The organism is Janthinobacterium sp. FT14W, from assembly GCF_009208755.1.
GTDB classification, from domain to species: domain Bacteria; phylum Pseudomonadota; class Gammaproteobacteria; order Burkholderiales; family Burkholderiaceae_D; genus Janthinobacterium; species Janthinobacterium violaceinigrum.
The window spans coordinates 1-26,270 of record NZ_WFLL01000004.1 but is presented as its reverse complement, the minus strand read 5'-3'; the positions used below and the strand labels follow the sequence as shown (position 1 = coordinate 26,270).

At 64.9% G+C, this 26,270-nt stretch carries 32 protein-coding genes; 15 read left to right on the top strand and 17 right to left on the bottom strand.

Annotation, left to right across the window (positions count from 1 at the left end; all coding sequences use genetic code 11):
• Nucleotide 1: 1 nt before the first annotated feature.
• Nucleotides 2–1,861, top strand: a complete 1,860-nt coding sequence (locus GCN74_RS04680) for a phytase (RefSeq protein WP_152255563.1) — start codon at nucleotides 2–4, stop codon at nucleotides 1,859–1,861.
• Between the two features lie 54 nt (nucleotides 1,862–1,915).
• Here the strand turns inward: GCN74_RS04680 and GCN74_RS04675 are convergent, their stop codons facing one another.
• The 4 genes from GCN74_RS04675 to GCN74_RS04660 form a co-directional block, all read right to left on the bottom strand.
• A complete protein-coding gene (locus tag GCN74_RS04675) occupies nucleotides 1,916–2,332 on the bottom strand; it encodes a hypothetical protein (RefSeq protein ID WP_152255562.1) in 417 nt (138 codons plus the stop codon).
• A gap of 24 nt (nucleotides 2,333–2,356) precedes the next feature.
• Nucleotides 2,357–2,866: an NMCC_0638 family (lipo)protein gene (locus GCN74_RS04670; RefSeq protein ID WP_152255561.1), complete on the bottom strand. Its 510-nt coding sequence runs from the start codon at nucleotides 2,864–2,866 to the stop codon at nucleotides 2,357–2,359.
• Nucleotides 2,867–2,937: 71 nt separating this feature from the next.
• Complete coding sequence (locus GCN74_RS04665; protein WP_152255560.1) at nucleotides 2,938–3,420, bottom strand: hypothetical protein; 483 nt, start codon at nucleotides 3,418–3,420, stop codon at nucleotides 2,938–2,940.
• 80 nt (nucleotides 3,421–3,500) lie between these two features.
• Nucleotides 3,501–3,986, bottom strand: a complete 486-nt coding sequence (locus GCN74_RS04660; protein WP_152255559.1) for a hypothetical protein — start codon at nucleotides 3,984–3,986, stop codon at nucleotides 3,501–3,503.
• A gap of 223 nt (nucleotides 3,987–4,209) precedes the next feature.
• Here GCN74_RS04660 and GCN74_RS04655 point away from each other — a divergent pair, with 223 nt between their 5' ends.
• On the top strand, nucleotides 4,210–5,088 hold the full coding sequence (locus GCN74_RS04655) for an EamA family transporter (protein ID WP_193316967.1): 879 nt from the start codon (nucleotides 4,210–4,212) through the stop codon (nucleotides 5,086–5,088).
• A gap of 211 nt (nucleotides 5,089–5,299) precedes the next feature.
• Nucleotides 5,300–5,731 carry a c-type cytochrome gene (locus GCN74_RS04650; protein ID WP_152255558.1) on the top strand — a complete coding sequence of 144 codons (432 nt, stop codon included), beginning with the start codon at nucleotides 5,300–5,302 and terminating at the stop codon, nucleotides 5,729–5,731.
• Nucleotides 5,732–5,901: 170 nt separating this feature from the next.
• On the opposite strand, the gene GCN74_RS04645 is transcribed toward GCN74_RS04650, so the two are convergent.
• The gene (locus GCN74_RS04645; RefSeq protein WP_226938865.1) at nucleotides 5,902–6,165 is read right to left on the bottom strand and encodes a DUF378 domain-containing protein; all 264 of its coding nucleotides are present in this window, start codon (nucleotides 6,163–6,165) and stop codon (nucleotides 5,902–5,904) included.
• A gap of 411 nt (nucleotides 6,166–6,576) precedes the next feature.
• Here GCN74_RS04645 and GCN74_RS04640 point away from each other — a divergent pair, with 411 nt between their 5' ends.
• A complete protein-coding gene (locus GCN74_RS04640) occupies nucleotides 6,577–7,980 on the top strand; it encodes a methyl-accepting chemotaxis protein (RefSeq protein ID WP_152255557.1) in 1,404 nt (467 codons plus the stop codon).
• 41 nt (nucleotides 7,981–8,021) lie between these two features.
• Here the strand turns inward: GCN74_RS04640 and GCN74_RS04635 are convergent, their stop codons facing one another.
• The 3 genes from GCN74_RS04635 to GCN74_RS04625 are packed head-to-tail and all read right to left on the bottom strand — an operon-like array spanning nucleotide 8,022 to nucleotide 10,077.
• Nucleotides 8,022–8,546 (bottom strand): GNAT family N-acetyltransferase, encoded by a 525-nt coding sequence (locus GCN74_RS04635; RefSeq protein ID WP_152255556.1) that lies wholly within the window; start codon nucleotides 8,544–8,546, stop codon nucleotides 8,022–8,024.
• 7 nt (nucleotides 8,547–8,553) lie between these two features.
• Entirely contained in the window at nucleotides 8,554–9,126 is a 573-nt protein-coding gene (locus tag GCN74_RS04630) for a helix-turn-helix domain-containing protein (protein WP_152255555.1), read from the bottom strand.
• A gap of 48 nt (nucleotides 9,127–9,174) precedes the next feature.
• A complete protein-coding gene (locus GCN74_RS04625; protein WP_152255554.1) occupies nucleotides 9,175–10,077 on the bottom strand; it encodes a LysR family transcriptional regulator in 903 nt (300 codons plus the stop codon).
• 107 nt (nucleotides 10,078–10,184) lie between these two features.
• Here GCN74_RS04625 and GCN74_RS04620 point away from each other — a divergent pair, with 107 nt between their 5' ends.
• Both GCN74_RS04620 and GCN74_RS04615 read left to right on the top strand, forming a co-directional pair.
• Nucleotides 10,185–11,261: a YeiH family protein gene (locus GCN74_RS04620; RefSeq protein WP_226938864.1), complete on the top strand. Its 1,077-nt coding sequence runs from the start codon at nucleotides 10,185–10,187 to the stop codon at nucleotides 11,259–11,261.
• A 115-nt stretch (nucleotides 11,262–11,376) separates the two neighbouring features.
• A complete protein-coding gene (locus GCN74_RS04615) occupies nucleotides 11,377–12,018 on the top strand; it encodes a LysE family translocator (protein WP_152255552.1) in 642 nt (213 codons plus the stop codon).
• Here GCN74_RS04615 and GCN74_RS04610 read toward each other — a convergent pair whose 3' ends face one another.
• Nucleotides 12,019–12,786, bottom strand: coding sequence for an alpha/beta fold hydrolase (locus tag GCN74_RS04610; protein WP_152255551.1), 768 nt, complete (start codon nucleotides 12,784–12,786; stop codon nucleotides 12,019–12,021).
• 85 nt (nucleotides 12,787–12,871) lie between these two features.
• Between GCN74_RS04610 and GCN74_RS04605 the strand changes: the two genes are divergently transcribed.
• Nucleotides 12,872–13,630: an AraC family transcriptional regulator gene (locus GCN74_RS04605; protein ID WP_152255550.1), complete on the top strand. Its 759-nt coding sequence runs from the start codon at nucleotides 12,872–12,874 to the stop codon at nucleotides 13,628–13,630.
• Here GCN74_RS04605 and GCN74_RS04600 read toward each other — a convergent pair.
• From GCN74_RS04600 to GCN74_RS04565, 8 genes are all read right to left on the bottom strand, one after another.
• Nucleotides 13,627–14,268, bottom strand: a complete 642-nt coding sequence (locus GCN74_RS04600; RefSeq protein ID WP_152255549.1) for a CatA-like O-acetyltransferase — start codon at nucleotides 14,266–14,268, stop codon at nucleotides 13,627–13,629. The genes GCN74_RS04605 and GCN74_RS04600 overlap by 4 nt on opposite strands.
• Before the next feature lie 37 nt (nucleotides 14,269–14,305).
• A complete protein-coding gene (locus GCN74_RS04595; protein ID WP_193316966.1) occupies nucleotides 14,306–14,695 on the bottom strand; it encodes a DUF5071 domain-containing protein in 390 nt (129 codons plus the stop codon).
• Nucleotides 14,696–14,709: 14 nt separating this feature from the next.
• The gene (locus GCN74_RS04590) at nucleotides 14,710–15,927 is read right to left on the bottom strand and encodes an MFS transporter (protein ID WP_152255547.1); all 1,218 of its coding nucleotides are present in this window, start codon (nucleotides 15,925–15,927) and stop codon (nucleotides 14,710–14,712) included.
• Between the two features lie 37 nt (nucleotides 15,928–15,964).
• Nucleotides 15,965–16,591 (bottom strand): energy transducer TonB, encoded by a 627-nt coding sequence (locus GCN74_RS04585; RefSeq protein ID WP_193316965.1) that lies wholly within the window; start codon nucleotides 16,589–16,591, stop codon nucleotides 15,965–15,967.
• Between the two features lie 142 nt (nucleotides 16,592–16,733).
• Complete coding sequence (locus tag GCN74_RS04580) at nucleotides 16,734–17,045, bottom strand: pentapeptide MXKDX repeat protein (RefSeq protein ID WP_193316964.1); 312 nt, start codon at nucleotides 17,043–17,045, stop codon at nucleotides 16,734–16,736.
• A 167-nt stretch (nucleotides 17,046–17,212) separates the two neighbouring features.
• Nucleotides 17,213–17,944, bottom strand: a complete 732-nt coding sequence (locus tag GCN74_RS04575) for a molybdopterin-dependent oxidoreductase (protein WP_413541526.1) — start codon at nucleotides 17,942–17,944, stop codon at nucleotides 17,213–17,215.
• A 50-nt stretch (nucleotides 17,945–17,994) separates the two neighbouring features.
• Nucleotides 17,995–18,600 carry a cytochrome b/b6 domain-containing protein gene (locus GCN74_RS04570; RefSeq protein WP_152255543.1) on the bottom strand — a complete coding sequence of 202 codons (606 nt, stop codon included), beginning with the start codon at nucleotides 18,598–18,600 and terminating at the stop codon, nucleotides 17,995–17,997.
• On the bottom strand, nucleotides 18,600–19,406 hold the full coding sequence (locus tag GCN74_RS04565; RefSeq protein WP_152255542.1) for a DUF1223 domain-containing protein: 807 nt from the start codon (nucleotides 19,404–19,406) through the stop codon (nucleotides 18,600–18,602). The genes GCN74_RS04570 and GCN74_RS04565 overlap by 1 nt, the downstream gene beginning before the upstream one ends.
• A 143-nt stretch (nucleotides 19,407–19,549) precedes the next feature.
• Between GCN74_RS04565 and GCN74_RS04560 the strand changes: the two genes are divergently transcribed.
• The 8 genes from GCN74_RS04560 to GCN74_RS04525 all read left to right on the top strand — a co-directional run.
• Nucleotides 19,550–20,146: a sigma-70 family RNA polymerase sigma factor gene (locus GCN74_RS04560; RefSeq protein WP_152255541.1), complete on the top strand. Its 597-nt coding sequence runs from the start codon at nucleotides 19,550–19,552 to the stop codon at nucleotides 20,144–20,146.
• The gene (locus GCN74_RS04555) at nucleotides 20,143–20,790 is read left to right on the top strand and encodes an NrsF family protein (RefSeq protein WP_152255540.1); all 648 of its coding nucleotides are present in this window, start codon (nucleotides 20,143–20,145) and stop codon (nucleotides 20,788–20,790) included. The genes GCN74_RS04560 and GCN74_RS04555 overlap by 4 nt, the downstream gene beginning before the upstream one ends.
• A gap of 374 nt (nucleotides 20,791–21,164) precedes the next feature.
• Nucleotides 21,165–22,676, top strand: coding sequence for a DUF4331 domain-containing protein (locus GCN74_RS04550; protein WP_152255539.1), 1,512 nt, complete (start codon nucleotides 21,165–21,167; stop codon nucleotides 22,674–22,676).
• A gap of 18 nt (nucleotides 22,677–22,694) precedes the next feature.
• Nucleotides 22,695–22,937, top strand: a complete 243-nt coding sequence (locus GCN74_RS04545; protein WP_152255538.1) for a hypothetical protein — start codon at nucleotides 22,695–22,697, stop codon at nucleotides 22,935–22,937.
• 87 nt (nucleotides 22,938–23,024) lie between these two features.
• On the top strand, nucleotides 23,025–24,236 hold the full coding sequence (locus tag GCN74_RS04540) for a hypothetical protein (protein ID WP_152255537.1): 1,212 nt from the start codon (nucleotides 23,025–23,027) through the stop codon (nucleotides 24,234–24,236).
• Nucleotides 24,233–25,462, top strand: a complete 1,230-nt coding sequence (locus GCN74_RS29180; protein WP_226938863.1) for a HupE/UreJ family protein — start codon at nucleotides 24,233–24,235, stop codon at nucleotides 25,460–25,462. Before GCN74_RS04540 ends, GCN74_RS29180 begins: the two co-directional genes overlap by 4 nt.
• Before the next feature lie 129 nt (nucleotides 25,463–25,591).
• The gene (locus tag GCN74_RS04530; RefSeq protein WP_152255536.1) at nucleotides 25,592–26,101 is read left to right on the top strand and encodes a sigma-70 family RNA polymerase sigma factor; all 510 of its coding nucleotides are present in this window, start codon (nucleotides 25,592–25,594) and stop codon (nucleotides 26,099–26,101) included.
• Nucleotides 26,098–26,270, top strand: a 173-nt coding sequence (locus tag GCN74_RS04525; protein WP_152255535.1) for a DUF4880 domain-containing protein, incomplete at its 3' end; no start/stop codon positions are given. The genes GCN74_RS04530 and GCN74_RS04525, both read left to right, overlap by 4 nt.

Sequence of the window (26,270 nt, the reverse complement as noted above, 5' to 3'; positions counted from 1 at the left end):
CATGAAAAAAACCCTACTCTGCAGCGCTTTGCTGGCTGCCTTCTGCCTCGCGGGCACGGCACAAGCGGCCCCTGCCCAAGCCGCCCCTTCCTTCACGCAGGAAGCGGAAGAACTGGCGCGCCTGCCCGGCGGCGGCTGGCTGCTGCTCGACAAGTACGGCTTGCGCCTGTTCAACGCTGCGGGCCAGGAACAGGACCGCATCGCCGTGCGCGCCAAGCAGCTCGACACGCGCCTTGACGGCAATCAAATATTGGCCGTGTTCCTGGAAGCGGACACGCAGCGCCCCCTGCCCGTCTCCGTGGACGTGCAGGCCGGCAAACTGGTCCAGCTGGCGCCGTTTCCCGTGCCCACGTTTTCCGTGGAAGCGTCGTGTCTGTACCGCGACGCCCAACAGCTAGCCCATCTGTTCTTGATCGGCAAGGATGGGCAAGCGGAACAGTGGGTGATGCAGGGCGAGCAGCGCCAGCTGGTGCGCAAACTGGCCTTGCCGCCGCACGCGAAACATTGCCGGGCCGACGATGGCGCCCAGCGCCTGCTGGTGAGCGAGTCCGGCATGGGCGTGTGGGCGTATGACGCGGAGTCCGAAGGCATGGGCAAGCGCGAAGTGGTGGCCCTGCGCAAGCCGTATGGCCAGCTGGACGGCGGCGCCGGCGCGCTGGCCGTGCTGCCCGGTGGCGTGGCTGTGCTCGACGGCAAGGCAGACAAGCTGCATCTGTACGCCCGCCAGGGAAGTCAATGGATGGCGCAGCCAGCCCAAGCCGTGGCCTTAAACGTGCGCAAGGGCGACAGCCAGCTGGCGCTGGACAAGGATTCCTTGCTACTGCGCGGCAAGAACGGTTGGCAAGCGCGGCCCTTGAAATGGACGGGCAAGGCGGAAATGCAGTCCCCTGTCGCCATCATCGCCCCGCAAGCGCAGACGGAACCGATGGCGCGCCAGGGCGACGCGGCCGACGACCCGGCCATCTGGCTGTCCAGCAATCCCGCCGACGCCCGCATCCTGGGCACCAACAAGAAACAGGGACTGCTCGTCTACGACTTGCAAGGCAAGCAGACACAGCTGCTGGAAGTGGGCCGCCTGAACAACGTCGACGTGCGGCAGAATATCCAATTAAATGGCAGCAAGGTCGACCTGGCCGTGGCCACCCAGCGCGACGACAACAGCATGATGCTGTTCACCATCAATGCCGATGGCGTGGTGGCGGAAGCGGGCCGCTTCCCTACGGGATTGAAAAGCATCTACGGCATGTGCTTGTACCAGCCGGCCAGCGGCGGCGTGCAAGCGTTCATCAACGACAAGGACGGCACCTTCCAGCAGTACAGCATCGGCCTGGAAGGCAACAAGTTCAGCGCCACCCTCTTGCGCAGCTTCAAGGTTGCCACGCAACCGGAAGGCTGCGTGGCCGACGACGCCAACGCCCGCTTGTTCCTGGGCGAGGAAACGCGCGGCGTGTGGACCACCTCGGCCGACGCCGCCAAGCCGGACGCGCTCGCCATGGTCTTGCCCGTGGGCGCGCACCTGACGGCCGACGTGGAAGGCATGGCCATCTACCGCCAGCCTGGCGCCAAGGCCAACACGGGTTACCTGATCGTTTCCAGCCAGGGCGACAGCAGCTACGTGGTACTCGACGCGCAAGCGCCGTACAAGGTGCGCGGCCGCTTCAAGGTGGGGTTCAATTTACCCGCCGGCATCGACGGCACCTCGGAAACGGACGGCCTCGACGTCACGTCCGCCAACCTGGGCGGCGCGTACGCGCAAGGCATGCTGGTGATCCAGGACGGCTACAAGCGCTTGCCTGATGGGCCGCAGAACTTCAAGTATGTGGCGTGGGGGGATGTGGCGAAGGCCTTGAAGCTGGACTAGTGACACGGGGGCGGTCCGCACAGGCCGCCCCTGCCGCCGCGCGACAGACAGGTGCTAGGCCGCGCGCGGCAGATCGATGGCGAAGGGCATGCTGTCGCCAAAAAAATCCACTTTGCCCGTCAGCGCCAGCCGCTGCGCCGACAGTTCCACCAGGCACAGGTCCGCCACATCGCGGTATTCCATCATGTAGAGACTGCATTCACAGTCCGTACTGCTGGCATCGACGGCCAGCCCGTGCAGGGGCGCGGCATCCATTCCCGCGACGAGCAAACCGTGCAAAGAGAATGACGGCGGATACAGCGCCCACGACCACGGTGCGTCGTCGTCTTCCGTCAGCCGCATGAACTCATCGTCGTCGGCCTCGATCGTGATATTAATTTCCCGCATGCCATTGGCAAGTGCCGCCACGCTGATCCGCGATTTCGCGGCATCCACGGCAAAATTGGTGTCGCCGATACTAAATACATACATTCAATACTACTCCATCGTAATAAGTCAGGGTACAGCGGCACGCACGGAAAGCGTTCCCGTCGCGCCCGGCTGGGTCAAGGACATGCGCAGCACCCAGCTGTACTTGAGCCGCCCCTCGCGCAAAATGGCGTAAGACGAGGTCGCCATATCACCCTGCCGGTCCTCGGCTTTCTGCATCACCGTGTAGCCGGTGCTCGCCGGAGGAAGCCACCGTTCAAACTCGCGCGTCAAATCGGCTGGAGCTATCTGTTTCACCACAACGGCGCAGGTTTGCGGCTGCGTGGCAACTACCGTAAAGCGGCCGCCTGTTTCGCTCGTGGACCAGGACTTGCCAGGCACATCATCCGGCAGTGCCCGCGCCTCTTTTGACATCACCTCGACCAGCTTCACACGCCTGACTGCCGCTTCGATCTGCTGCACATCCCCTTGGGAAGGCACGCAAACGCCGAGGAATAACTGCATCGCCAATGTTGCAACGGTTTCAGGCTCCGCCGCGCGGGCGCCGCAACTGGCAGCCAGGGCGAGCGCCGGCATCGTGCATCCGACGAGTTTCTTCCCGTATTGCCCCTTAACTGCTTCTCTCAATCGTTCCCTCATTAACATCATCATGCCGCACCGGCAAGCAGGCAGGCAAAGCGCTGTGCCAGCATGGTCCATCGTTCCCGGAGACCGGCCTCGGCGTTGAATGCAGAGGCCTTGCAATAGGCCAGCAGCTCTTCGCAACGCGTCTTGCTTAGCGAAATATTCCCCGATTCCATACAGGCATCCATGCCGCAGCATGCGCCGGCAAGGTACACATCGAGATAAGCGACGCCACCGCGCTGCAGCAGTTCCTGCGCCAATTCAGCCACCACGCTCCTGACGCACCAGGCTTCCTTCGCCCACTGCGTCTCCGCGCGGTACAGGGCGGCAATCAGCGGCAAGGAGCATGCCTGCGCATGCTCTTCGAAATAATTGCCTATCACCGTGCGAAACGCCATGTTGGCATCGTCGAAATCGGCCCCATGCCTGCCATTCCAGGCAAAGGCAATTTTCGCTTCGGATGAGGGGGTGTAGGATGCAACGAAATCCACTGCCAGTGCTGTCATATTCTCAATTCATGCCGATCCAGGATATTGCCCATTCCCGTGGACTGCTTGCCAGCCAGCGGATATGCTCGGGCAATCCATCAATCACCCTGCTGTTGCCAAAACGCCTTGCCGCCCTTGATATAGATCAAGGCACTGGCAGAACCCTCTTTCGCCACCACGATTCCATCCGTTTTCAGCTTGAGGGATTTTTCATGATAGCTGTGCTGCAACGATCCCTTGTCTTCCACCTGCCACACTTCCAGCCAGGCGAAATCGTCGCCGCCGCTGGACAAGGCATGTCCGGCACCGACGATGAGGGGTGCCGTCTTTTGCCTGAACAGGAAGGCGATGCCCTCCTTCTTGCTATCCCTGTTCTTGACGAGCACGGCCAGATCCTCCATGCCATCGCCATCGAAATCGCCGCGCAGGACAAACGGGTTCATGCGCGCGCTCACTTCGATCGCTTCGCGTTTGGCCAGCCTGTCGAGCTGTTGCGTTGCCCAGGCAGGCAATTGCGCCTGCGGCGGCAAGGCCTGTGCTCCAGCCATGCCGGCGGCAAACACCAAGGCGACGGTAACTGCCATGCTTTTGCAATTCATAGAGCGGCTCCATAGAGACAAAGAATCGGTGGCGGCATCCCACTGATCAGTACGGTACCGGCAGAATAGCATTAACAGAAAATACTTGCACTATTACAACAGTGCCGCTCCGCTTTGCAGCCCATTGCAGCCAGTACGGGCGGATAAATGCCGTCCGTTGCAGATCTGCCAGCGACTAGCAGCCTGTTGCGTATTAAAATGGCGCCCCATGACCTCCCCCGCCTCGACCTCCCCCCTCTCCGACAGCATCCTGCTCCCTTCCCTGGCCGTCCTGGGAGGGCAGATTTCCGTCAATCTGGGGGCGGCGATTGCGAAGAATCTGTTTCCCGTCATCGGCGTCGAGGGGATTACGGCGTACCGGGTGGGGTTTTCGGCGCTGATCCTGCTGGCCATCTTCCGGCCCTGGCGCTACCGCCTGACGCGCAAGGATGTGCTGAATCTGCTCGTCTACGGTTCCGTGCTGGGGCTGATGAATTTATTGATCTACCGGGCGTTTGCGCTGATACCGATCGGCATCGCCGTGGCCATCGAGGTGACGGGGCCGCTGGCCGTGGCCATGCTGTCGTCGCGCCGGCCGCGCGATTTGCTGGCCGTCGCGTGTGCCGTGTTCGGCCTGTATCTGCTGCTGCCCCTGCAGGGCAACCCGGGCAGCCTGGACCCTGTGGGCGTGGCGTATGCGCTGGGGGCGGCCCTGTGCTGGGCCCTGTACATCATCTTCGGCAAGCGGGCCTCGACCTTGCAGGGCGGCCAAGCCGTGGCCTGGGGCATGACGGTGGCGGCCATGGTGACGGTGCCCATCGGCATCACCTACTCGGGCACGGCCCTGCTGGCGCCGTCGATTGCCTTGATGGGCCTGGCCATTGCCATGCTGTCCAGCGCCTTGCCGTATTCGCTGGAAATCTTCGCCCTGCGCCGCTTGCCGCAAGGCGTGTTCGGCATGTTCAGCAGCGCCGCGCCGGCCGTCAGCGCGCTGGCCGCCATGGCCGTGCTGGGAGAACTGCTGAGCCTGACCCAGTGGCTGGCCATCGCCTGCATCGTGTTTGCATCGGCCATGGCGGCGCTGGGCGCCCAGGGCGGCAAGCGGTAAGCGGTAAGCGTAGCGGTAAGCGTAGCGGTAACGGATAAGGGATAAGGGCTTTCAGTCCGTCCGCCTTCGGCACCGCTTCCCGCTGTGCGCTGCGCGCCCTGGCATCGCCGCGCAAGCCGGCAGGCAGGCAGGCAGTATTTGATGTCCGCCTGTAAAATGCGTCATTGCTTGCCATATCGTACATTCAGTACCGTACCTTTCCGCCTTACCGATGATATCAACCTTTATAGCTACCTTCTCAGCTGCCTTTCAGCGGCTCTCCCCCCTCGCCGCTGCCGCCCTGCTGCTGGCGCCATGTACCGCCGCGCAGGCAGCCGCCGCTCCCGCGCCTCCTCTCACGGGCAATGCCGACGCGGGCAAGGCTGCGTTTCGCAAGTGCGCTTCCTGCCACCAGGTGGGGCCATCGGCACGCGGCGGCTTCGGTCCCAAGCTGACGGGCGTGATTGGCCGCAAAGCGGGCTCCACCACCGATTACAAATATTCGGCGGCCATGAAGAACGCGAATATCGTCTGGACGGAGCAAAACCTGGCCCGCTTCCTGGCAGCGCCCAGCGATTTCATTCCCGGCAACAACATGCGCTTCTGGGGCATCGGTAACACCCAGCAAGTGGCCGATTTGCTGGCCTATCTGCGCACGCAATAAGCACATGCAATAACGTCAGCGTCCAAGCTGGCCGAGCGCTACCCTGCATGCAGGCAGCTACATGCACGCGCACAAGGCGGCATCAGGCCCGTGACGCCAAATCAAATTCCCGGCGCTTGCAGCACGCCCTTGCGCTCCTTGTACGCCGCCGCATAGTCGCACAGACGACTCTAGGGCTTGCCTGGCAGCTTGCGCACGCACAGGTAGATGGAATACAACGCCGCCAGCCCCACCAGCACATACACGCCGCGCGAAGCCGTCGTCATGGCGCCCAGGATACGGGCCACGATGTCGATATCGAACAAGCCCACCAGCGCCCAGTTCAAGCCGCCCACGATCAGCAGGATCATCGAGATCCAGTCGACCACGTTCAGGCGCTTGGCCGACATTTCCTCATTTGCCGCACCGTCCGATCCTGCCTGGATATTCGCCATATCAACCTCCTGAGATTGTAAGAATGGACCCGCCACCGGGTCTGTGCAAGGAACAGTGTAGGCACGGCTCCGGCAGGCGCCAGTCGGACGATGCCGGGGTTAGAGGTAGGACGAGTCTGTAATCGGACCGGTGATTTTATCTGGCAACAGATCAGGCAGGCACGGCAGGCAAACACGACGGCCACTGCGCCAGTGATGGGGCGCTGGCGAACCGCGCAGCAGTGCCGCGAACGCCGCGTCATTGCCGGCTGTTGCTAAACAAGCAGTAACCAATTCCAATATGGAAATATTTATAGATTACTTAGTACCGCACTGCTACACTCATTTCACCCCAGCAACGTCAGGGGCAACAGCGCCGCATCATGCACCTGGCATGGCAAGCGGCCACCATGGGACAACAGCCGAGGGGACATGAATATTTCAAACATACGCATCGGGGTACGCCTGACAACGGGTTTTTTGCTGGCATCGCTGTTGCTGGCGGTAGTCGTCACCATCAGCACGTGGCAACTGGCCACGGTGAGCGGGGAAATCGACAGCAGCGTGAACCAGCGGTATGCGCGCATCGAGCAATTGCAGGCACAACGCAATACGCTGCAAGCCCAGGCGGCACCGGCCATGCAGGCGCTCGACCAGCAGATCGCGGCGCAATCGGCGCAGATGCGCGCGGCAGCCGATGCCGCCATGGCCCGCGCCCACAATACCAGCGTGCTGATCATTGCGCTGGGACTGGCAGGCGGCGTGCTGAGCCTGGCCACGGCATGGTTCATCAGCAGCGGCATCGTGCGGCCCCTGCGGCACGCCGTCAAGGTGGCGCGCAAGGTGGCCGGCGGCGACCTGAGCGGCAATATCCGCGTCGAATCCGCCGACGAGGTGGGACAGCTGCTGCAGGCGCTGAAAGACATGAATGCCAGCTTGATCCATATCGTGGGCGACGTGCGCGGCGGCACGCACGATATCGCGGGCGCCTCCGGTGAAATCGCCGCCGGCAACCTGGACCTGTCGCAGCGCACGCAGGCGCAAGCCAGTTCGCTGGAGCGGACGGCCGCCTCGATGGAAGAACTGACGGGTACCGTCAAGCAAAATGCGGACAATGCGCGGCAAGCCAACCAGCTGGCCCAGTCGGCCGCCGACGTGGCCGGCAAAGGGGGCAAGGTAGTGGCCGAAGTGGTCGATACCATGAGCTCGATCAATGCCTCGTCGAAAAAAATCGTCGATATCATCGGCGTCATCGACGCCATCGCCTTCCAGACGAATATCCTGGCCCTGAATGCGGCCGTGGAAGCGGCACGGGCGGGCGAACAGGGACGGGGCTTTGCCGTCGTGGCCGCCGAGGTGCGCACCCTGGCACAGCGTTCGGCCGGCGCGGCGCGGGAAATCAAGCAATTGATCGGCGACTCCGTCGAACGGGTCGACGCAGGCGCGCGCCTGGTCGACACGGCGGGCGCCACCATGCGCGAAATCGTGGCCAGCGTGCACCGCGTGACGGACATCATGGGCGAGATCAGCGTGGCCAGCGGCGAGCAATTGTCCGGCATCGAGCAAGTCAATGCCGCCATCGTGCAGATGGAACATGTGACGCAACAAAACGCTGCGCTGGTAGAACAGGCGTCGACGGCGGCGGCCAGCATGCAGCAGCGCGCCCAGCAGTTATCGGGCACGGTGGGCATCTTCACCTTGGGCAATGAAGTGGCGCCCATGCACGCGGCACCGGCCATCAGCCTCGTCGCCGCGCAAGGCGCGACGCAGGACAGGGCGGCACCTGCATCGGCACGCCTGCGCCCTCCTGTGGTTAGAGCGCGCCTGAAAGCCTGAGTTCCCGATTTACCTTGAGTGAAGCTGCTTGTGACACTGCCTTATAACTGCTTGTACAGGATGGTGGTGGCGTCCAGCCGGTCGCCCGCCGGCGCCAGCGCATACGCGGGAATGCTGCCCGCCGCCACATAGCCCAGCGACAAGTACAGCGCTTCCGCGTGGTCGCTGCTGCGCGTGTCCAGGGTCAGCAGGCTGCGCGGCAGCTGGCGCGCCTGCCCTTCCAGCGCCTGCATCAGCAAGCGGGCGATGCCGCGCCGGCGGAAGGCGGGCGCGACCAGCAGCTTGCGCACCTCGGCCCGGTGCGCCTGGTTGGGATTGGTGTCCCAGTCCAGCTGCACGGCGCCCGCCACCTTCCCTTCCACCTCCGCCACCAGCAGCAGGCGCGCGCCCCGCGTCACGGCGGGCAGCACATTGTCCGTCCAGAACGCCTGGCTGGCCGCCCCGTCGAACGGCAAGATGAAGCCGATGCTGGCGCCGTCGAGCACGCAGTCCTGCAGCAAGGCGCCCAGTTCCGGCAGCCGCGCACGGATATCGGCGGGTGTATAAAGACTTAACGATGGGGGCATGGCAACCTCAGACGATGAACAGAAAATAACGGGCGCCGCTGCCGGGCGGCGTGACAAACGTGCTGGCGCCCTGCAGCTGGTAGCGCAGGCAATCGCCGGCCTGCAAGGCGTGGGAGCGGCCATCGGCCGTCACGGTCAGCAAGCCTTCCTGCAGTAACAGATGGTGTTCCATGCCGGGCCGGGGCGAGGCCGCATAGGCGATCGTCACGCCCGCGCCCAGCTCGCATTCGAGCGCTTCGCCGGCCAGGGCGCGAGCGGGCGGCGAGACGGAACGGCGGATGAAGCCCGTGTCCGGGTCCGTCCACACGCTTTGCTGTGCCCGCCGCACGAGGGGCGCGAAATCGTCTTCCACCATGCGCATCAGGCGCGACATGGCCAGGCCATACGCGGCGCACAGCTTGCCCAGCACGTTGGTGGTGGGACTGACCTCGCCATTTTCCAGGCGGGATAATGTCGCGCGGCTGACCTGGCTGGCACTGGCCAGCTGGTCCAGCGACCAGCCCCGCTCCACGCGCAACTGTTTCAGGCGCGCCGCCAGCCGCTGTTCCGTATCGTGCTCTGTGAGTGTTGAATTTTCCATATATGGGAATTTATTCCCAATATGGAAAGCAGTCAAGCGGTTTGAGCGCTACCCCGCCATGCGCGACGCGTGGCGGCACAGCTCCAGGAAACCCGTCAAGCGGGGCGAGAGAATCTTCTTGGACTGGCGGATCAGATAAAAGTTGCGCACCAGGGGCGGCAACATGGTTTCCAGCTCCACCAGTTGCCCGCTGGCCAGCAGATCGGCCACCACCACGCGCGACAGGCAAGCGATGCCCAACCCCGCCGCCGCGCCATACTTGATCGCTTCCGAGTTGCTGAACTCGCCTGCCGCGCGCAGGTAGTGCAAATACGGCACCAGCGCCTGCTCCACGGCTTCACGCGTGCCCGAGCCCGCTTCGCGCAGCAGCCAGCCCGCCTGGTTCAGCTCCGTAAAACTGAGCAGGTGGCGCAGCTGCGCCAGCGGGTGCGTGGGCGCGGCCACGATCAGCATCTGGTCCGTCAGCCACGGCTCCACCAGCAAACCCGCTTCGTGGCACGGCCCTTCGATCAGGCCGATATCGACACGGAACTCCGCCACGGCCGCCGCGATATCTGCCGTGTTGGCAATCGTCACCTGCGGAATGCTGCGTCCGTACTGCTGCGCCGCCTGCGCCAGGATGTGCGGCAGCAGATAGATGCCGATGGTGGTGCTGGCGCCGATCTGCAGGCTGACGGGCACGGACGGGTCGGCGCCCGCGAACTGGCGCTCGATGCTGGCGGCCCCGTCGCGCATCTGCCGCGCCTGCGGCAATAATAATCGGCCATTGTCGTTGAGCAGCAGTCGCTTGCCCACCCGGTCGAACAGTTGCGCACCGAGCAAGGCCTCCAGTTCGTTCAGGGCCGCGCTGGTGGCCGATTGCGACAGCGCAATGCGCTCGCCCGCCGCACTGGTGCTGCCCGTGTCCGCCACGGCCAGGAAAATCTGCAATTGCCGCAAGGTCAAGGCCATCTCATCTACCTATTAGATCGGTTAAACATACAAGAACAATCCGTTTTACCATTTAATGAGCGAACTGTACAGTCATGCCATACGAACCAAGAACCATGGAGTACGGCATGTCTTCCCTCTCAACCACCAATACAAACAGTTTCAGCGACCGCTACGGCCGGTTGCTGCCGGGCCTGCTGCTGAGCGGCGTCATCGCCTATGGCGCCATCGCGCTGGGCAAGCTGGAATGGATGCAAAGCCACGGCATGAGCGCGCTGACCCTGGCCATCATGCTGGGCATTGTGCTGGGCAACAGCGTGTATGCGCGCCTGGCGCCCACGTGCGGCGCCGGCGTGGCGTTTTCCAAGCAGACATTATTGCGCCTTGGTATCATCCTGTACGGCTTCCGCCTGACCTTCCAGGATATCGGCCAGGTGGGCCTGGCCGGCATCGCCATCGACGCGCTGGTGCTGACCTCCACGTTTGGCCTGGCCATGTTCCTCGGCACCAAGGTGTTCAAGCTGGAACGCAACAGCGCCATCCTGATCGGCGCGGGCAGCTCGATCTGCGGCGCGGCCGCCGTGATGGCGACGGAACCCGTCGTCAAGGGGCGCAGCGAAGACGTCACCGTGGCCGTCTCCACCGTCGTCGTCTTCGGCACCATCGCCATCTTCCTGTACCCCCTGCTGTACCAGCTGAACCAGGGCTGGCACGTGCTGGCGGCCACGCCCGCCGCGTTTGGCGTGTACATCGGCTCGACCGTGCATGAAGTGGCGCAAGTGGTGGCGGCCGGCAAATCGGTGGGGCAGGAAGCGGCAAATGCCGCCGTGATCGCCAAGATGGTGCGCGTGATGATGCTGGCGCCCTTCCTCGTCATCCTGTCGGCCGTGCTGGCGCGCGGCAAGGCCAAGGCTGGCGGCCAAGACAAGGCGGCCAAGCTGGCCATCCCGTGGTTTGCCTTCATCTTCATCGGCGTGGTGGCCTTCAATTCGCTGGGCTGGCTGCCGGCCCCCGTGGTGGCCACCATCACCGATATCGACACGGCCCTGCTGGCCATGGCCATGGCGGCCCTGGGCTTGACGACGCACATGTCGGCCATCCGCCGCGCCGGCATCAAGCCCCTGCTGCTGGCAGGCCTGCTGTTCTGCTGGCTGATCGCCGGCGGCGCGGCCATCAACCATGTGGTGGCCAGCCTGTTTGCCTGAGTTGGGGCAAGACGGGATTTCCGCCAGCCGGGGCCGCCGGCAAGGGAGTCGAAAACTTCGTACAATAAGCGTGTTTTGACTCTCAATCCGGCCCCGGCCCCACCCAGGAACACCCATGCATCTCTCGAACTGGCTGCTTTTCTGCAGCGTTGCCCTGCTCGTCACGTTTTCTCCCGGCCCGGCCGTCCTGCTGGCCATCTCGAACGCCATCGCCGTCGGCCCCCGCCGCGCCATGATCAGCAGCATGGGCAATGGTTTTGGCCTGTTCATCATTTCCGGCGTGGCCATGGCCGGCATGGGCATCGTGCTGGCCACCTCGGCCACGGCCTTCATGCTGCTGAAACTGGCCGGCGCCCTGTACCTGGTGTACCTGGGCATCAAGCAATGGCGCAGCAAGACCAGCATCGTGGCCGACGCGCCCGTGGTACCAGGCGCGGCGAATCCGAATTCGTTCTGGAAACTGTTCCGCCAGGGCTTGACGGTGGCGCTGACGAATCCCAAGGCCATCCTGTTCTTCTCGGCCCTGTTCCCGCAATTCATCACGCCGGGCGAGCCCGTGGCCATCCAGTTCACCGTGCTGACGACCTCGTTCGTCGCCTGCGCCATGCTGGCCCACCTGTTCTACGCCAACCTGGCGCGCCTGCTGAAAACCCAGCTGGCCACGCCGGGACGGGCCAGGCTGTTCAACCGCATCTGCGGCGGCGCCTTCGTGCTGCTGGGCCTGAGCCTGCTGCGCCTGCGCGCCAAGGCGGCGTAACTAATCTTTTTCAAGCAAGAACGCCTCGATGCTGGCCGCCAGGGCCAGCGGCGTTTCATTCATCGGATAGTGTCCCGCATTGGCCAGCACCACCAGCCTGGCCTGCGGGTACCACGCCAGATACGTGCGGCGCATCAGGTCCCCGTCGAAACGGGGGTCGTGCTGCCCCACCAGCGCCAGCAAGGGCAACGCACAGGCCGCCCGCATGACTTCCCCGCTGAAATCCGTCCCGCTCCACGCCAGGAAATAGGCGGCAAACGCAGCCTGGTCCGAACTTTCCCACGAGTATTGCGCCTTCCAATCCAGCCAGGTGGCGGGCAAGCGCCCGCCCGTGCTGCGATCGATGATGGCGCGCCGCGCATCCACGTTCGCGCTGGCGTCGAGGAACAGTTGCCGGGCCGCCCCGTCCAGCGCCACGCCGCAGCTGGGCACGGGCGCCACGGCCACCAGCTTGCGCAAGCGCAAGGGCGCCAGCAAGGCCAGCCTTTCCAGCGCCATGCCGCCCATGGAATGGCCCACCACGCTGAAGGTGGCAAAGCCCAGTGCATCGGCCAGCGCCAGCGCATCGCGGGCCACTTCGTCCAGCGAATAGTCGCCGGCCGCGCCGCGCATGCCGCCGTAGCCGCGGCAATCCATGAAGACATAGCTGAAAGCGCCGCCATCGAGGGCCGCTTCCATGGGCGCAAACGCGTGCGCATCGCCAAACCAGCCGTGCAGGACGATGACGGCGTGCGGACCATGGCCCACGCGGTGATAGGTATTGATCATGCTCGCTCCCGACAAAGAGCCGATGGTAAGCGTTCATCCGGCGGCCCGCTTTCGCCAGCAGGTCAAATACTATAGAGTGTGGGCCATGGATGATTTTTATACGGAAGTGCCGCGCGCCTTGATCGCCACCGCGCGCGACTATGCGCCTGGCGCCATATTTCCCAGCCACAGCCATGCACGCGGGCAATTCGCCTATGCGGCACGGGGCGTCATCACGGTGCATACGCCGCAAGGCAATTGGCTGGTGCCGCCGCAACGGGCATGCTGGGTACCGGCCCATCTGGCGCACGGCATGCGCATGCATGGCGCCGTGACCATGCACAATGTGTTTATCGATCCAGCGGCCATCGCCGGGACGGCCTTGCCATCCGCTTGCCAGGTGCTGGAAGCGGCGCCATTGCTGCGCCAGTTGCTGGCCGAAGCCGTAAACGTGGATGCCTTGTACGGGGAACAATCGCGCGCGGGACGATTGATGGCCTTGCTGCTCGACGAGATTGCCGCAGCCCGGCCCCTGCCCCTGAGCGCGCCCCTGCCGCAGGAACCGCGGCTGGCGCGCCTGTGTATGGAAATGCTGCGGCAACCCAGCCTGGGCACGGACCTGGGCGCGATGGCGGCGCGGGCGGGCATGAGCCGGCGCACCTTTACGCGCCAGTTCCGCGCCCAGACGGGGCTCGGCTTTGCCCAATGGCGCCAGCAAGCGTGTCTGCTGGCGGCCATCACGCGGCTGGCCGACGGACAAGCCGTCACCCGCATCGCGCTCGACCTCGGCTATGCCAGCCCCAGCGCCTTCACGGCCGCGTTTCGCCGCGTGCTGGGGCAAGCACCTTCCGACTATTTAGGCTAGGCAATCAGGGCGGCGATGCGCTGCGACAATGCCTGCGCCAGTTTCTGCACATGGTAGCCGTCGACAAAGCCATGATGGGCCTGGACGGAAAACGGTATGCGCATGCGGCCATCCTGCTGCACGGGGCCGAATTTTCCCCAGGTAAAGGTCGGGATATCGGCGTCGCGGTGGCGGTAGATCGGGTGTTCGATGGCCGCCAGCTCCAGCCATGGCAAACAGGTGATGAAGATATTGTTGCGCTGCTCGCGCTCGCTTTCTCCCTCGCCCGTATTGATCAGCGCGCAGCTCGCTTCGGCGAGGCGTTTCGCTTCCAGGCTGCGCGCGATGAACAGGTCGAGCTGATCCGTCATCGCAAAACGCGTGTAATTGAGATTATCGTCGCCGTTGATGACGGTGTAGGAAGCGGGGAAATCGTCGATCCTGATCACGTCGCCCTGGTAGATGCGGTACATGAACTGATCGATGTCCCTGACCGTATTGAGCAGGCAAAACAGGAAAAAGTGAAACACGGGAATTTTCCGTTCCTTGCACCACGGCCGGAAATCCGGCACGTCCAGCTGGAAGTTGATGTTGACGAGGGGATTGTCAAACGCGCGGAACAAGTCGTAGCGGTCGCGCCGCTTTTCAAAATTTTTCATGCGGCGAGTGTAGACGATGGAAGTACTGGCGGGCAAGTCATGCCCCATCGGCAACGCTTTCCCGCAAAATCTCCCGGGCCGCCTCGGCCACGCCTTCCGCCAGCTCGGCAGCGGTCGGCGCGAGGGCGAAGCGCGTCAATTCCCCGTCCACGGCAACGGCCAGCTCCCGCGAAGGACGCACGATGCCCTGCAAAACAACGTACTTCCATTGCTCGTCGTCACTGGCCAGCACCGTTTTCACGTACGGGGCGAGGCGTGGACCGATGCCGGCCAGGTACGGCAGCAGCACGCCGGCCACGGGCCAATTGACATCTTGCACCCATTCCAGGATCTGCGGCATGGCTGGAGCAACGTCGTCCCATGGCAATGCGATGAGCGCTTGCGCTTGCTGCGTATCGTGTTTATCGCGCGGCAATGGCAGATGCATGGACGGCGTCCCAGTCATGATGCGCCGCCGTGTGCCAGTCCCCGCTGCACTTGCCACGCCAGCGGCAAGGTCAGCAGCAATACGGCCGCCAGCGCCAGCAGGGCCGTGGGCACGCTCGTATGGTCGCCCAGCGCGCCGAACAGCACGGGCGACAGCGCGCCGCCGCCGATGCTGCCCGTGTAGAACAGCGCAAACGCATGCTCGCGCTTGCCGGGGGCGGCCAGTTCCGGCACCACGCCGTACAGCACGGACGAAGTGCCGTTCAGCGCCAGCCCCAGCAAAGGCAATATGGCCATGACGCCGGCCAGCGGCAGCCACAGGGCCGCCACAATGAGCACGGACGTCATCGATTCCGTCAGCCACACGGTTTTCATCATGCCGATGCGCGCGCCCAGGTAGCCGCACAGCAGCTTGCCGAAGGCGCCGCCCACGAACAGCAAGGACAGCGCCACGCCGATGCCGGCCGTGCCCGCGCCCTTGCTTTTCAATAAAAATGGCAGAAAGGTGAGAAAACCCATGCGCACGGCGCTGTCCAGGGTGCCCGTGGCCAGCAAGGCGCGAAAGCTGGCGGCCGAACCGCTGCCTGCGATGGGCTTGGCTGCTTTCTTCTGGCTGGCCTGGATGTCGCCCGGTTTCGGCAGCAGCCACCACAGCAAGCCGGCCGCCGCCAGGCCCAGCAGTCCCAGCAAGGAAACGCTCGCTTGCCAGCTGCATACCAGCAACAGCAAGCCCACGAGCGCGGGAATCAGGGTCTTGCCGATATCGCCGGCGAAATTGTAGTGCGACAGCGCTTCCTTCACGCCGCCACCCGCCTCGTGCGTGTCGGTGACGATGGACGAGGCCAGCGGATGCTGCGTGCTGGCGCCCAGGCCGCCCAGCAGCAGGGCAAACAGCAGCACGCCCAGGCCGCCCGCCTGCCCCGCGACCAGGTAGGCAACGCCGGCCAGCGCCGTGCCGCCCACCAGCATGCGTTCGCGCCCCCAGCGCCTGGCCATGCGGCTGGCCAGCAGCTGGAAACCGGCCATCATGCCCGAGTACGAACCGCGCAACAGGCCCACCATCGCGTAGCTGATGGCAAACTGCGCCTGCCAGATGGGCAGCAGTACATAGATCACGTCCGTCAAGCCGTCATGCACGGCATGCGCGCTGCAGGCGGCGAACAGCGAGCGGCGGAGCAGGGATTTGTCGGAAGGAGGCGATACGGCGGCAACGGCGGCGGATGGTTCGGTCATGACTTCGGCGGGAAACGATGTGGAAGGTGCAAGCTTACTACAGGGGCTGGCTGCGCAGCAGCACCTTGCCATACGTGCTCCAGCTACGCGTGCCGCCCACGCCAGGATCGATAGCAAAGCGGCAACCCTGCACATAGGTAATCGCCGCCTCGACCAGTTCCGCCGGCAGGCCCGGCGCTTCAGCCACGATGCGTGCAGGGGCTCCTTCGCTGCCGATAAACATGCGCAGCACGACGCCGCTGTCATTGCTGGTCGATTTGTCGAGGTTGTTATAGCCCTGGACGCGCGGGGAAGGCTGGCAGCTGCCCGGTACCAGCAAGGGACGCAAGAGCTCGGTATCGTCCAGGTCCCATGTATATTGAACGCTGAAATTTTCCTTGGCCGTTCTATCAGCCGGGAACACGCACTGGCGCACATTGCTCAGCGCCGCATCGTCCAACACTTTCCACCCTGAACTGCGTGCCACGGACGCCGTTGCCACCTTGCCATCCTGCCCTACGGAAAAGCGCATGCTCGTCTTGCCATCGAGTTCATAGCGGCGCGCTTCCTGCGGATACACTTGCGGCGGACAGGCCGCGCCCGGCATCGCCTGGCCAAGTCCGGGCAGGATGGCCAGCGCCGCTGCCACACGGCGGAATGGGAAACTTGCTTCATGCATCGGCATCGTGACTCCAGCAATTGCTATTAAATAAGTTTTCAATTTTAGCAAATTGCCATGGGTACCAACAAGCCGCTGGCCCAGCGGCAGCAGGCGCGCCACCGTGCAACGATGGCGCGCCTGCCCATGCGAAACCTTGCCTGCCCGCTTATTTGGCCATCGCATCCTTGGCCATCGCATCCTTCTTCATTTCATCTTTTTTCATTTCATCCTTCTTCATGCCGTCTTTCGCCATGCCATCCTTGGCCATGTGATCCTTTTTCATGTGCTTCTTGGCCATGGGCTTGTGCATGCCATCCTTGTCCATCGCATCCTTGTGCATGGCGTCCTTGTGCATGGCGTCGGCCGAGGCGTCCTTGGCCATCGGGTCTTTCTTCATGGCGTCCTGGGCGAACGCGGCGCCCGACAGGAGGATGGCGGAAGCGAGGATGGCGGCGAAGGTGGTGGTCGTGGTTTTCATGATATGTCCTTGTCTCAGTGTTGGATGGGCGAGATCGCCCGGTGGTAAAGCTGTTGCCGTGCTACCGGTGCCGCTTGCTGCTAAATAATGAAAGCCGGGAGGCGCTCAGGGCCAGGCGCATTGCCGCAGGCAGTACGATTACCGCACTGGCCGCCTTTACCGTCCTCCTAGGAACCGCCGAACCAGTTGTAGCCCTGGTTCTCCCAATACCCTCCCGGGTAGGTGTTCGTGACGAAAATGGCCTGGATGTGCTTGGGGTTCTTGTAGCCCAGCTTGGTCGGCATGCGCAGTTTCATGGGGTAGCCGTACTTGGGCGGCAATGGCTGGCCGTCGTACGTGAGGGCCATGATGGTTTGCGGATGCAGGGCCGTGGCCATGTCGATGCTGGTGAAATAATCGTCGGCGCACTGGAAGCCGATGTATTTCGCCGTCGTGTCGGCGCCCACCCGCTTCAGGAAGTGGGAAAACGGCACGCCGCCCCACTTGCCGATGGCGCTCCAGCCTTCCACGCAGATGTGGCGCGTCACCTGCGTTTCCTGCGGCAAGGCGCGCAGCTGCGGCAGGCTCCACGGCTTCCTGTCGGCGATCAAGCCGCTCAATTCCAGCCGCCAGGCGTCGCCATCGACCTCTTCCACTTCATCTTCGCCGTAGTACGCGTTGAAGGGAAACGGCCGCGTGATCATCGAGTCCGGGTAGGTCGGCGCCAGTTTGTTCGGGTCGAACAGCCAGCCCTGCACCTTGTCGTTGAAGCGCGAGACGGCCGCCAGCGCTGTCTCGATGCCGGACGGGTCGCTGACGTTGCAGCCGGTCAGCAAGGACAGGCCGCCCAGGGTCAGGCTGCGCTGCAGGAACAAACGCCGCGACGGCTGTTTGATCTGGCGCAAGGCGTCCGCCAGCATGGCCTGGCCCTGCTCTTGCACAATGATGGTTTTTTTCATGATCGTTTCCTTCAGCGGCCGCGCAGCATGGCAACCAGGGTGCGCGGCACCAGCGCCACCATCAGCAGATGCACGCCGACAAAGCCCGTCAGCAGCGCCATGGCGATGAAATGCACGCGGCGCGCGCTGTCGTAGCCTCCCATCAGCTCGCGCAGGACGGGAAACTGCACGGATTTCCACAGCACCAGGCCGGACAGCACCAGCACGATGCAGTCGAGCATGACGAACAGGTAGGCGGCGCGCTGCACCATGTTGTAATGGCGGGGGTCCGCATGGGCCAGCTTGCCTTTCAGCGCGGCGGCAAAATCGGCCAGCAGCAGGCGCGGCGTCAGGGGAAAGAACTGGCGCCGCAGCCGTCCCGAGGCGATGTTGATCGCCAGGTACAGCAAGCCATTGCCTGCCAGCAGCCACATGGCGGCGAAATGCCATTGCAGGGCGCCGCCCAGCCAGCCGCCCAGGGTCAGCGCGCGCGGCAGCTCGAACGGGAAGAACGGCGCCGCGTTGTAGATGCGCCAGCCGCTGGTGGCCAGCAGCACCACGGCCACGGCATTGAGCCAGTGCGTGAGGCGCAGCCAGGCGGGGTGGATCACGGCGCTGGAAACAGTCGGCGCAGACATCACAACACTCCTTTCGCGCATTGCGCCGTGCTGACGGCTTGCAGGATGGCGCTGCTGTCGGCCCGCTGCACGAAGGCCACCACTTGCAGCTGCTCCGGGCGCCAGCTGGCGGGCAGCTTGACTTCGCGGCGCAGCTGGGCGCGGCCTTGCGCCAGCGCAACCGGCCCCAGCCACAAGCGCACGGCCGCATCGTGCTGCAGGGTGGCGCCCCGGTTCTCGCCGCGCAGCACTTTCGACACGATGGCGCTTTCGCTGATGGCCACGTACAGCTGGCCGTTCGTCTGCGCATCGGGCGCGCTGGCATTGGCTTCCAGCAGTAATTTTCCGCCTGGCCCCGGCGTGGCGGACAGGCCGATGTTGACGGCTGCGGCAGTCGCGTTGATGCGGCCGATGGCGGCCGGCAGCTGCGCATCCCAGCCGCGCAATTCCATGCCGCCCACAAAGAACTGGGGCGTGTAGGCCACGTGGCGGGGCTGGTGGCGCAGCAGTTCGGCCTGGCGCGCGTCGAATTGCGCCTGCGCCAGCGGGTCCGCCCAGCCGATCTGGTCCCAGTACGTGACGTGCAGGGCCAGCGGCACGACCAGGCTGGCCGCCCCCGCTTCCTTGCGCAAGGCGTTCAGGCGCTGGTCGGCCGGCGGGCAGCTGGAACAGCCTTCGCTGCTGTACAGTTCCACCAGCGCCGCCGTCTGCGGCCCGCTCTGCACGACGCAGCGCTGGCTGGCGGCCAGCTGCGCCATGGCCGGGGCTGCCACGGCCGTGCCCAGCACGGGGAAAAGCAGTGTTGCAAGGCGGTGCTTGATGTCCATGGTCTTTCACCGGTATATTGAATGAAGAAGCGTGCTTGCCTGTCAATTCGCCGCGATGGCCGGATTGGTTACAGCCGCCCTCCATTATTTTCAAATTTATTTTTTGAATTTATTTTTTTCATTGCCTGTCACCAAAGGCCTGCATGCAACGAATACCTGTAAGCGAACACCTGCATGGCACGGAATTGCGGCTGCATGGCCTGCTGCTGCGCGGGCTCGACGGCGATGCGGCGGCCTACCGCAGCTTCCTGCAAGCCACCAGCGGCCATTTGCGCGCGTTCCTGCGGCGGCGCCTGCAGCGCTGGCCGGACGAGGTGGAAGATCTGGTGCAGGAATGCTTGCTGGCCATCCACAACCAGCGCCTGACGTACGATACGGGCGTGCCGCTGACGTCGTGGATCCATGCGATCGCGCGCTACAAATTGATCGACTGGCTGCGCCGGCATGCGCGGCGCGAAGCGCAGCACTTGCCGTACGACGAAGAAGATGACACGCAGGAACTGTTTTCCAGCGCCGACGCGGAGGCGGCCGAAGCCAGCCGCGACCTGGGCAAATTGCTGGCCAGCTTGCCCGCGCAGCAGCGCGACGCCATCGCGCATACCAAGCTCGATGGCTGGTCCGTGCGCGACACGGCAGCCGCCATGGGCATTTCGGAAGCCAGCGTCAAAGTGGCCGTGCATCGCGGCTTGAAGGCCCTGGCAGCCAATTTAAGGACAGGCAATGAAGGAACTGCACCATGAAAACCGATGACTTGATCGCCATGCTGGCCAGCGGCCCCGACGTGGCCGCCGCGCCGCCGCCGGGCGCGTACTGGCGCGCTGGCGCCACCCTGGGTGCGGGCCTGCTGGCCAGCGTGGCGCTGATGGCCATGCTGCTGGGCGTGCGGCCCAACCTGGAACAGCTGGCCCTGCTGCCGGACTTCTGGATCAAGGTCGGTTTCGTCATTTGCCTCTGCCTGGCAGCCGCGCATGTCGGCCGCCGCCTGTGCGTGCCGGGCGCCAGCACGCGCGCCCTGCCCCTGCTGATCGCCGTGCCCCTGCTGCTGATGTGGGCGCTGGGCGCCCTCATCCTGAACGAAGCGCCGCCCGGGCAGCGCGCCGAACTGTTCTGGGGCGCCACCTGGCGCAGCTGCCCCCTGCTGATCGCCATGCTGTCGCTGCCCCTGCTGGCCGCCGTGCTGCGCCTGATGCGCCAGTTGGCGCCCACGCGCCTGCGCGTGGCGGGGGCGGCCGCCGGTTTTGCCGCCGGCGCCCTGGCGGCCCTCGTGTACTGCCTGCACTGCCCTGAGCTGGCCGCCAGCTTCGTCGGCTTCTGGTATGTGCTGGGCATGCTGGTGCCGACCGCCTTCGGCGCCGCCCTCGGCCCCAGAGTGCTGGCCTGGTAAGCCACTCTGGCAGCAGGCGGGGCGCCCGTCAAGCAGGCATTGCACGCCTATCGACTTCATATCCGCAAAGTCACGCATTTCCACGCGCGGCCGTGGTCCCCGCATGCGCGCCGGCATAGCGCAACAGGCTATGGCCACCAGCCGCCGGCCTGTCTTTTCTTGTCCACAAAATATTTATTCCTACTGACCTGCAATACGCGCGTAGATTCGACTGCGTGCGCCAGCCCCTGACGATCGACGGCCGTTCATTCCGCTACCAAAAAATAAATTGTGGGGGATTTGAATCTGATCGTGCTGGCGCCCCGTACAAGTGATGCAGCCCCGTAATTTCCGCAAGTCCTGCCACTGCGTACAACAATTCAGGGAGAATCGACATGTCTTTGCATCACTCGAAAACCGCTCTGGGCGCCGCACTCCTGGGCAACCTGCTGGCCGTATCCTGCACCTTGGCCCTCGCGCCAGCCGCCCATGCTTCCAGCCACCGCGAGGCGCCCTTCATCACGCAAAACCCGAAAGTCGACGCCACCGACTTCTATATGTTCCGCAGCTATGAAGCGGGCCGCGGCGCCTATACCACCCTGGTGGCCGACTATATTCCCCTGCAGGATGCGTATGGCGGCCCGAATTACTTCGCCATGGACCCAAACGCCCTGTACGAAATCCATATCGACAACAATGGCGACGGCAAGGAAGACCTCACCTTCCAGTTCCGCTTCACCAACACCATCAAGGATGGCCAGTTCACCGTGGGCGGCAAGAAAGTCTCGATTCCGCTCGTCATCAACGGCGGCGCCATCGATAGCGTCAACCCGGCCGGCCTGAACGTGCGCGAAACGTACAGCGTGACCGTGGTGCGGGGCGACCGCCGCACGGGCACCCGCAGCAGCGTCACCAATGCCACGGGCGGCGGCACGACGTTCGACAAGCCCGTCGACAACATCGGCAACAAGGCCATCCCCAACTATGCCGCGTATGCCGCGCAGCACGTCTACACGGTCAACATCCCCGGCTGCGCCGCGCCGGCCCGCATGTTCGTGGGCCAGCGCAAGGACCCCTTCGTCGTGAACCTGGGCGAAACATTCGACTTGATCAACATCAAGGCGCCCGCCACGGAGTTTGCCGCAAATGCCGAGTCGGCCGCCAAGGATGACCTGGCCCGGAAAAACGTCACGGCCATCGAGATGGAAGTGCCGACCGCCTGCCTGACGGCGGGCAGCGACCCCGTCATCGGCGGCTGGACCACGGCCAGTCTGCGCCAGGGCCGCCTGCTGAATCCCGCGCCCGGGACCACCACCACGGCTTCGAAGGAAGGCGGCGCGTGGGTGCAGGTGTCGCGCCTGGGCATGCCGCTGGTGAATGAGCTGGTGATCGGCCTGAAGGACAAGGACCGCTTCAACGCCAGCAAACCGTCGGGCGACGCGCAATTTGCCGACTACGTCACCAACCCGACGGCGCCGGCCCTCGTGGAAGTGCTGTTCGGTTCGGCAGGCGCCAAGGCACCTACCAACTTCCCCCGCAATGACCTGGTGGCCACCTTTCTCACTGGTATCAAGGGCGTGAACCAGCCCGTGACGGTGATTGCCTCTGAAATGCTGCGCCTGAATACCTCGATCGCCCCGACGGCCGTCGGCGGGCAAAACCGCCTGGGCGTAATCGGCGGCGACAATGCGGGCTTCCCGAACGGCCGCCGCCCCGGCGACGACGTGGTCGACGTGGTGCTGCGCGTGGCCATGGGCAAGCTGTGCACCCTGAACATCGGCTGCGCCCCGGCCGATGCACCCGCCGGCGGCCTGCATTTCACGGATGGCGCTTTCCTCGACGAAACCTTCTTCACGGCAGGCTTCCCCTATCTGAAAACGCCCGTGGCCGGTTCGCCGCAAATGTAAGCCCGACAGGAGAACGCGATGAAAAAACTGTATGCAATCAGCGCCCTGGCGCTCACGGCCCTGCTGGCCGGCTGCGGTGGCGGCAGCAGCAGCCACGGCGGCGATAACGGCGGCGTCAATCCCCCGCCCGTGGTCTTGCTCGACGCCTTCTATGTGGCCGTCAGCAACGTCATCCTGACCACCAGCGATGACAAGGACGGCGTCGCCATCGACGCCATCATGGCGACCTCTCCGGAAAATACGGAGCCCGTGCCGCTGTAACGCGCAGTCAGCAAGTGCGGGCGCCGGAGACAGCGTTCTCCGGCGCCCCGCCCTTGCCGCCCCACTCCACCGTCGACGGCGTCCACGATGAAAACACCGATTTCCCTGCTGTGCGCCTGCCTGCCCTTGCTGGCCTGGGCCGCGCCCTACACGCCGAAGGATGGCGGCACCGTCATCGAACAGCTGCCGCGCCGCGCCGATGCCACGCAGATCGCCCTGCGCGGCCTGCGCCAGCAACTCAACGCCACGCCGGGCGACCTGGGCCTGGCCACGGGCCTGGCCCGGCGCTACATTGCCCTGGCGCGCAGCGAGACGGACCCGCGCTACCTGGGCTATGCGCAGGCGGCGCTGGCGCCCTGGTGGCGGCAGGCGGCGCCGCCCCTGCCCGTGCGCCTGCTGCGCGCCACCATTTTGCAAAGCACCCACCAGTTCGGCCCCGCCCTGCAAGACCTCGACGCCGTCATCGCCCAGGAGCCGGCAAATGGCCAGGCCTGGCTGACGCGCGCCACCGTGCTCACCGTGCGGGGCGACTACGCGAAGGCGACGGCCGCCTGCGCGCGCCTGTCGGCGCTCACCACCCAGCTCGTCACCGTCACCTGCATAGCCAACGTGGCCAGCGTCACGGGCCGCGCCGCCACCAGCGAGCGCCTGCTGGACCTGACCCTGCAACGGAGCGCCGGCGCGGCGCCCGGACTGGAAAGCTGGGCCCTGACCCTGCTGGCGGAAATGGCCACGCGGCGCGGCGAAACGGCGCTGGCCGAGGCCCGCTACAAAAAAGCGCTGGCGCAGCAGCCGCGCGACAGCTACCTGCTGGGCGCCTACACGGACTTCCTGCTCGACCAGCAGCGCCCGCAGGACGTCGTCAAGCTGCTGCAGGACCAGCAGCGCATCGACGCCCTGCTGCTGCGCCATGCGCTGGCCCTGCAGGCGCTGCCCGGCCGGCAAACGGCATTCCTGGCCGCGAAAGCGGAACTGGCGGCCCGCTTCCGCGCCGCCATGCAGCGCGGCGACACCGTGCACCAGCGCGAGCAAGCCCGTTTCGCCCTGTTCCTGCAGCAGGATATCCCCGCTGCCCTGCAGCTGGCGCAGCAGAACTGGGCCATCCAGAAGGAAGTGCCGGACATGCGCATCCTGCTCGAAGCGGCCCTGGCGGCGCGCAACTACGGCGCGGCCCGGCCCGTGCTGGCCTGGATCGCCGCCAACGGCGTGGAAGACACGGCCCTGCAGCGCCTCGTCAGGCAGCTGGGTCCTCAGGATGGCGCGAAAATCAGCGCCGCGCAAAAGGCAGGTGTGCTGTGAACGCCCGCCTCGCCCTGTGCCTGTTCCTGCTGTGCGCGTGGCTCGCGCCCGCGCAGGCGCACAAGCCCAGCGACAGCTACCTGAGCCTGGCCGTGCATGGCCAGCAGATCGAGGGCCAATGGGATATCGCCCTGCGCGACCTCGATTTCGCCATCGGCCTGGACGGCAATGGCGACGGCGCGCTGACGTGGGACGAGATCCGCGCGCGCCACGATGCCATCGCCGCCTATGCGCTGCAGCGCCTGCAGGTGGCCAGCGACCAGGGCGCGTGCCCCTTGAAAGCCGTCGAGCAGCTGATCGACAGCCACACGGACGGCGCCTACAACGTGCTGCGCTTTGCGGCCGCCTGCCCCGGCAACGCCGCGCCAGCCGCCTTAAGCATCGGCTACACCCTGTTCGCCGACCTGGACCCGCAGCACAAGGGGCTGCTCAAGATCGACAGCGGCGGCGCCACGCAGACGGCCATCTTCGACCCGGACAGCCCGCGCCAGACGATGTCGCTGGCCGCGCCCGACCGCCTGGCCCAGTTCGGCGCCTACGTCAAACACGGCATCTGGCATATCTGGATCGGCTACGACCATATTCTGTTTTTGCTGTCGCTGCTGCTGCCGGCCGTGCTGCTAAAAAGTCCAAATGACACGGACCGTTTACACCCAACGGCGGAGAGCCGGGGTCGGTCCTTCCAGGAGCGGAATGTGCCCCATTGGGGCATATTCCCCCTGAGGGTCCGACCCCGGACTTTGCATCTGGGTTTGAACGCGGCGTTTATTGACGTTTTTAAAGTCGTCACGGCATTCACGCTCGCCCATTCCATCACCCTGACCCTGGCCAGCCTGTCGCTCGTGTCGCTGCCGTCGCGCTGGGTGGAATCGGCCATCGCCGCATCCGTGATCCTGGCCGCGCTGAACAATCTGCTGCCCCTGTTCCGCGGCAAGCGCCCCGTGGCCGCCTTCGCCTTTGGCCTGATCCACGGTTTCGGCTTTGCCAGCGTGCTGCGCGACCTGGGCTTGCCGCAAGGCTCGCTGCTGGCCAGCCTGTTCGGCTTCAACGTGGGCGTGGAAATCGGCCAGCTGGCCATCGTCGCCGCCTTTTTGCCCATCGCCTGGCTGCTGCGCAAGACCTGGCTGTACCGGCAGGTGCTGACCGTCGGTTCGCTGGCCATCGCCGTGGTGGCGGCCGTGTGGCTGGTGGAGAGAATCGCCGATATCAAGCTGATTTCCGCCTGACGGCTGCTTGGGAGCGTTGCTGGACCGCCACTGCCGGGCCACAAGTGGCGGCAATCGGGCTACAATACGAACAATTCTCAATCGCATCAAGGCCACGCCGTCCCGCGGAACATGGCATGGAAAGGTTGCATGCCACGCCCCGAACTGGAACTGCACCGGCAAATCGAAGTGCTCTACAGCGACCACCATGGCTGGCTGCAGGGCTGGCTGCGCCGCAAGCTGGGCAACGCCTTCGATGCGGCCGACCTGGCGCACGACACGTATCTGCGCATCCTCTCGCGGGGCCGCGCGCCCGAACCCGGGGAATCGCGCCAGCACCTGGCGCAGATCGCCAACGGCCTGGTGGTGGACCTGTTCCGCCGCCGGCATATCGAGGCGGCCTACGCGGACGCCATCGCCGCGCAGCCGGAAGCGCTCGTGCCGACGCCGGAAATGCGCGCGCTGATCGTCGAGGCGCTGCTGGAAATCGACGCCATCCTGGCCAGCCTGCCGCCCAAGGTGCGCGACGCCTTCCTGCTGTGCAAGCTCGAAGGCATGGGCTACGCGGACATCGCCGCGCGCCTGGGCGTGTCCGTCTCGTCGGTGGAAAAATACATCGCCCGCGCGCTGCTGGCCTGCTGCATGGCGCAAGGCGCATGAGCGGCGCGCCCATCGCCCCCGCCGTGCTGCAGCGCGCCGCCGAATGGATGGCGCGGCTGTGGGCGGAAGACGCCAGCGCGGCCGATGCCGACGCCTGCGCCGCCTGGCGCGCCGCCCACCCCGAACACGAGCGGGCCTGGGCCCGGCTGCAGCGCTTCACCCAGCAATT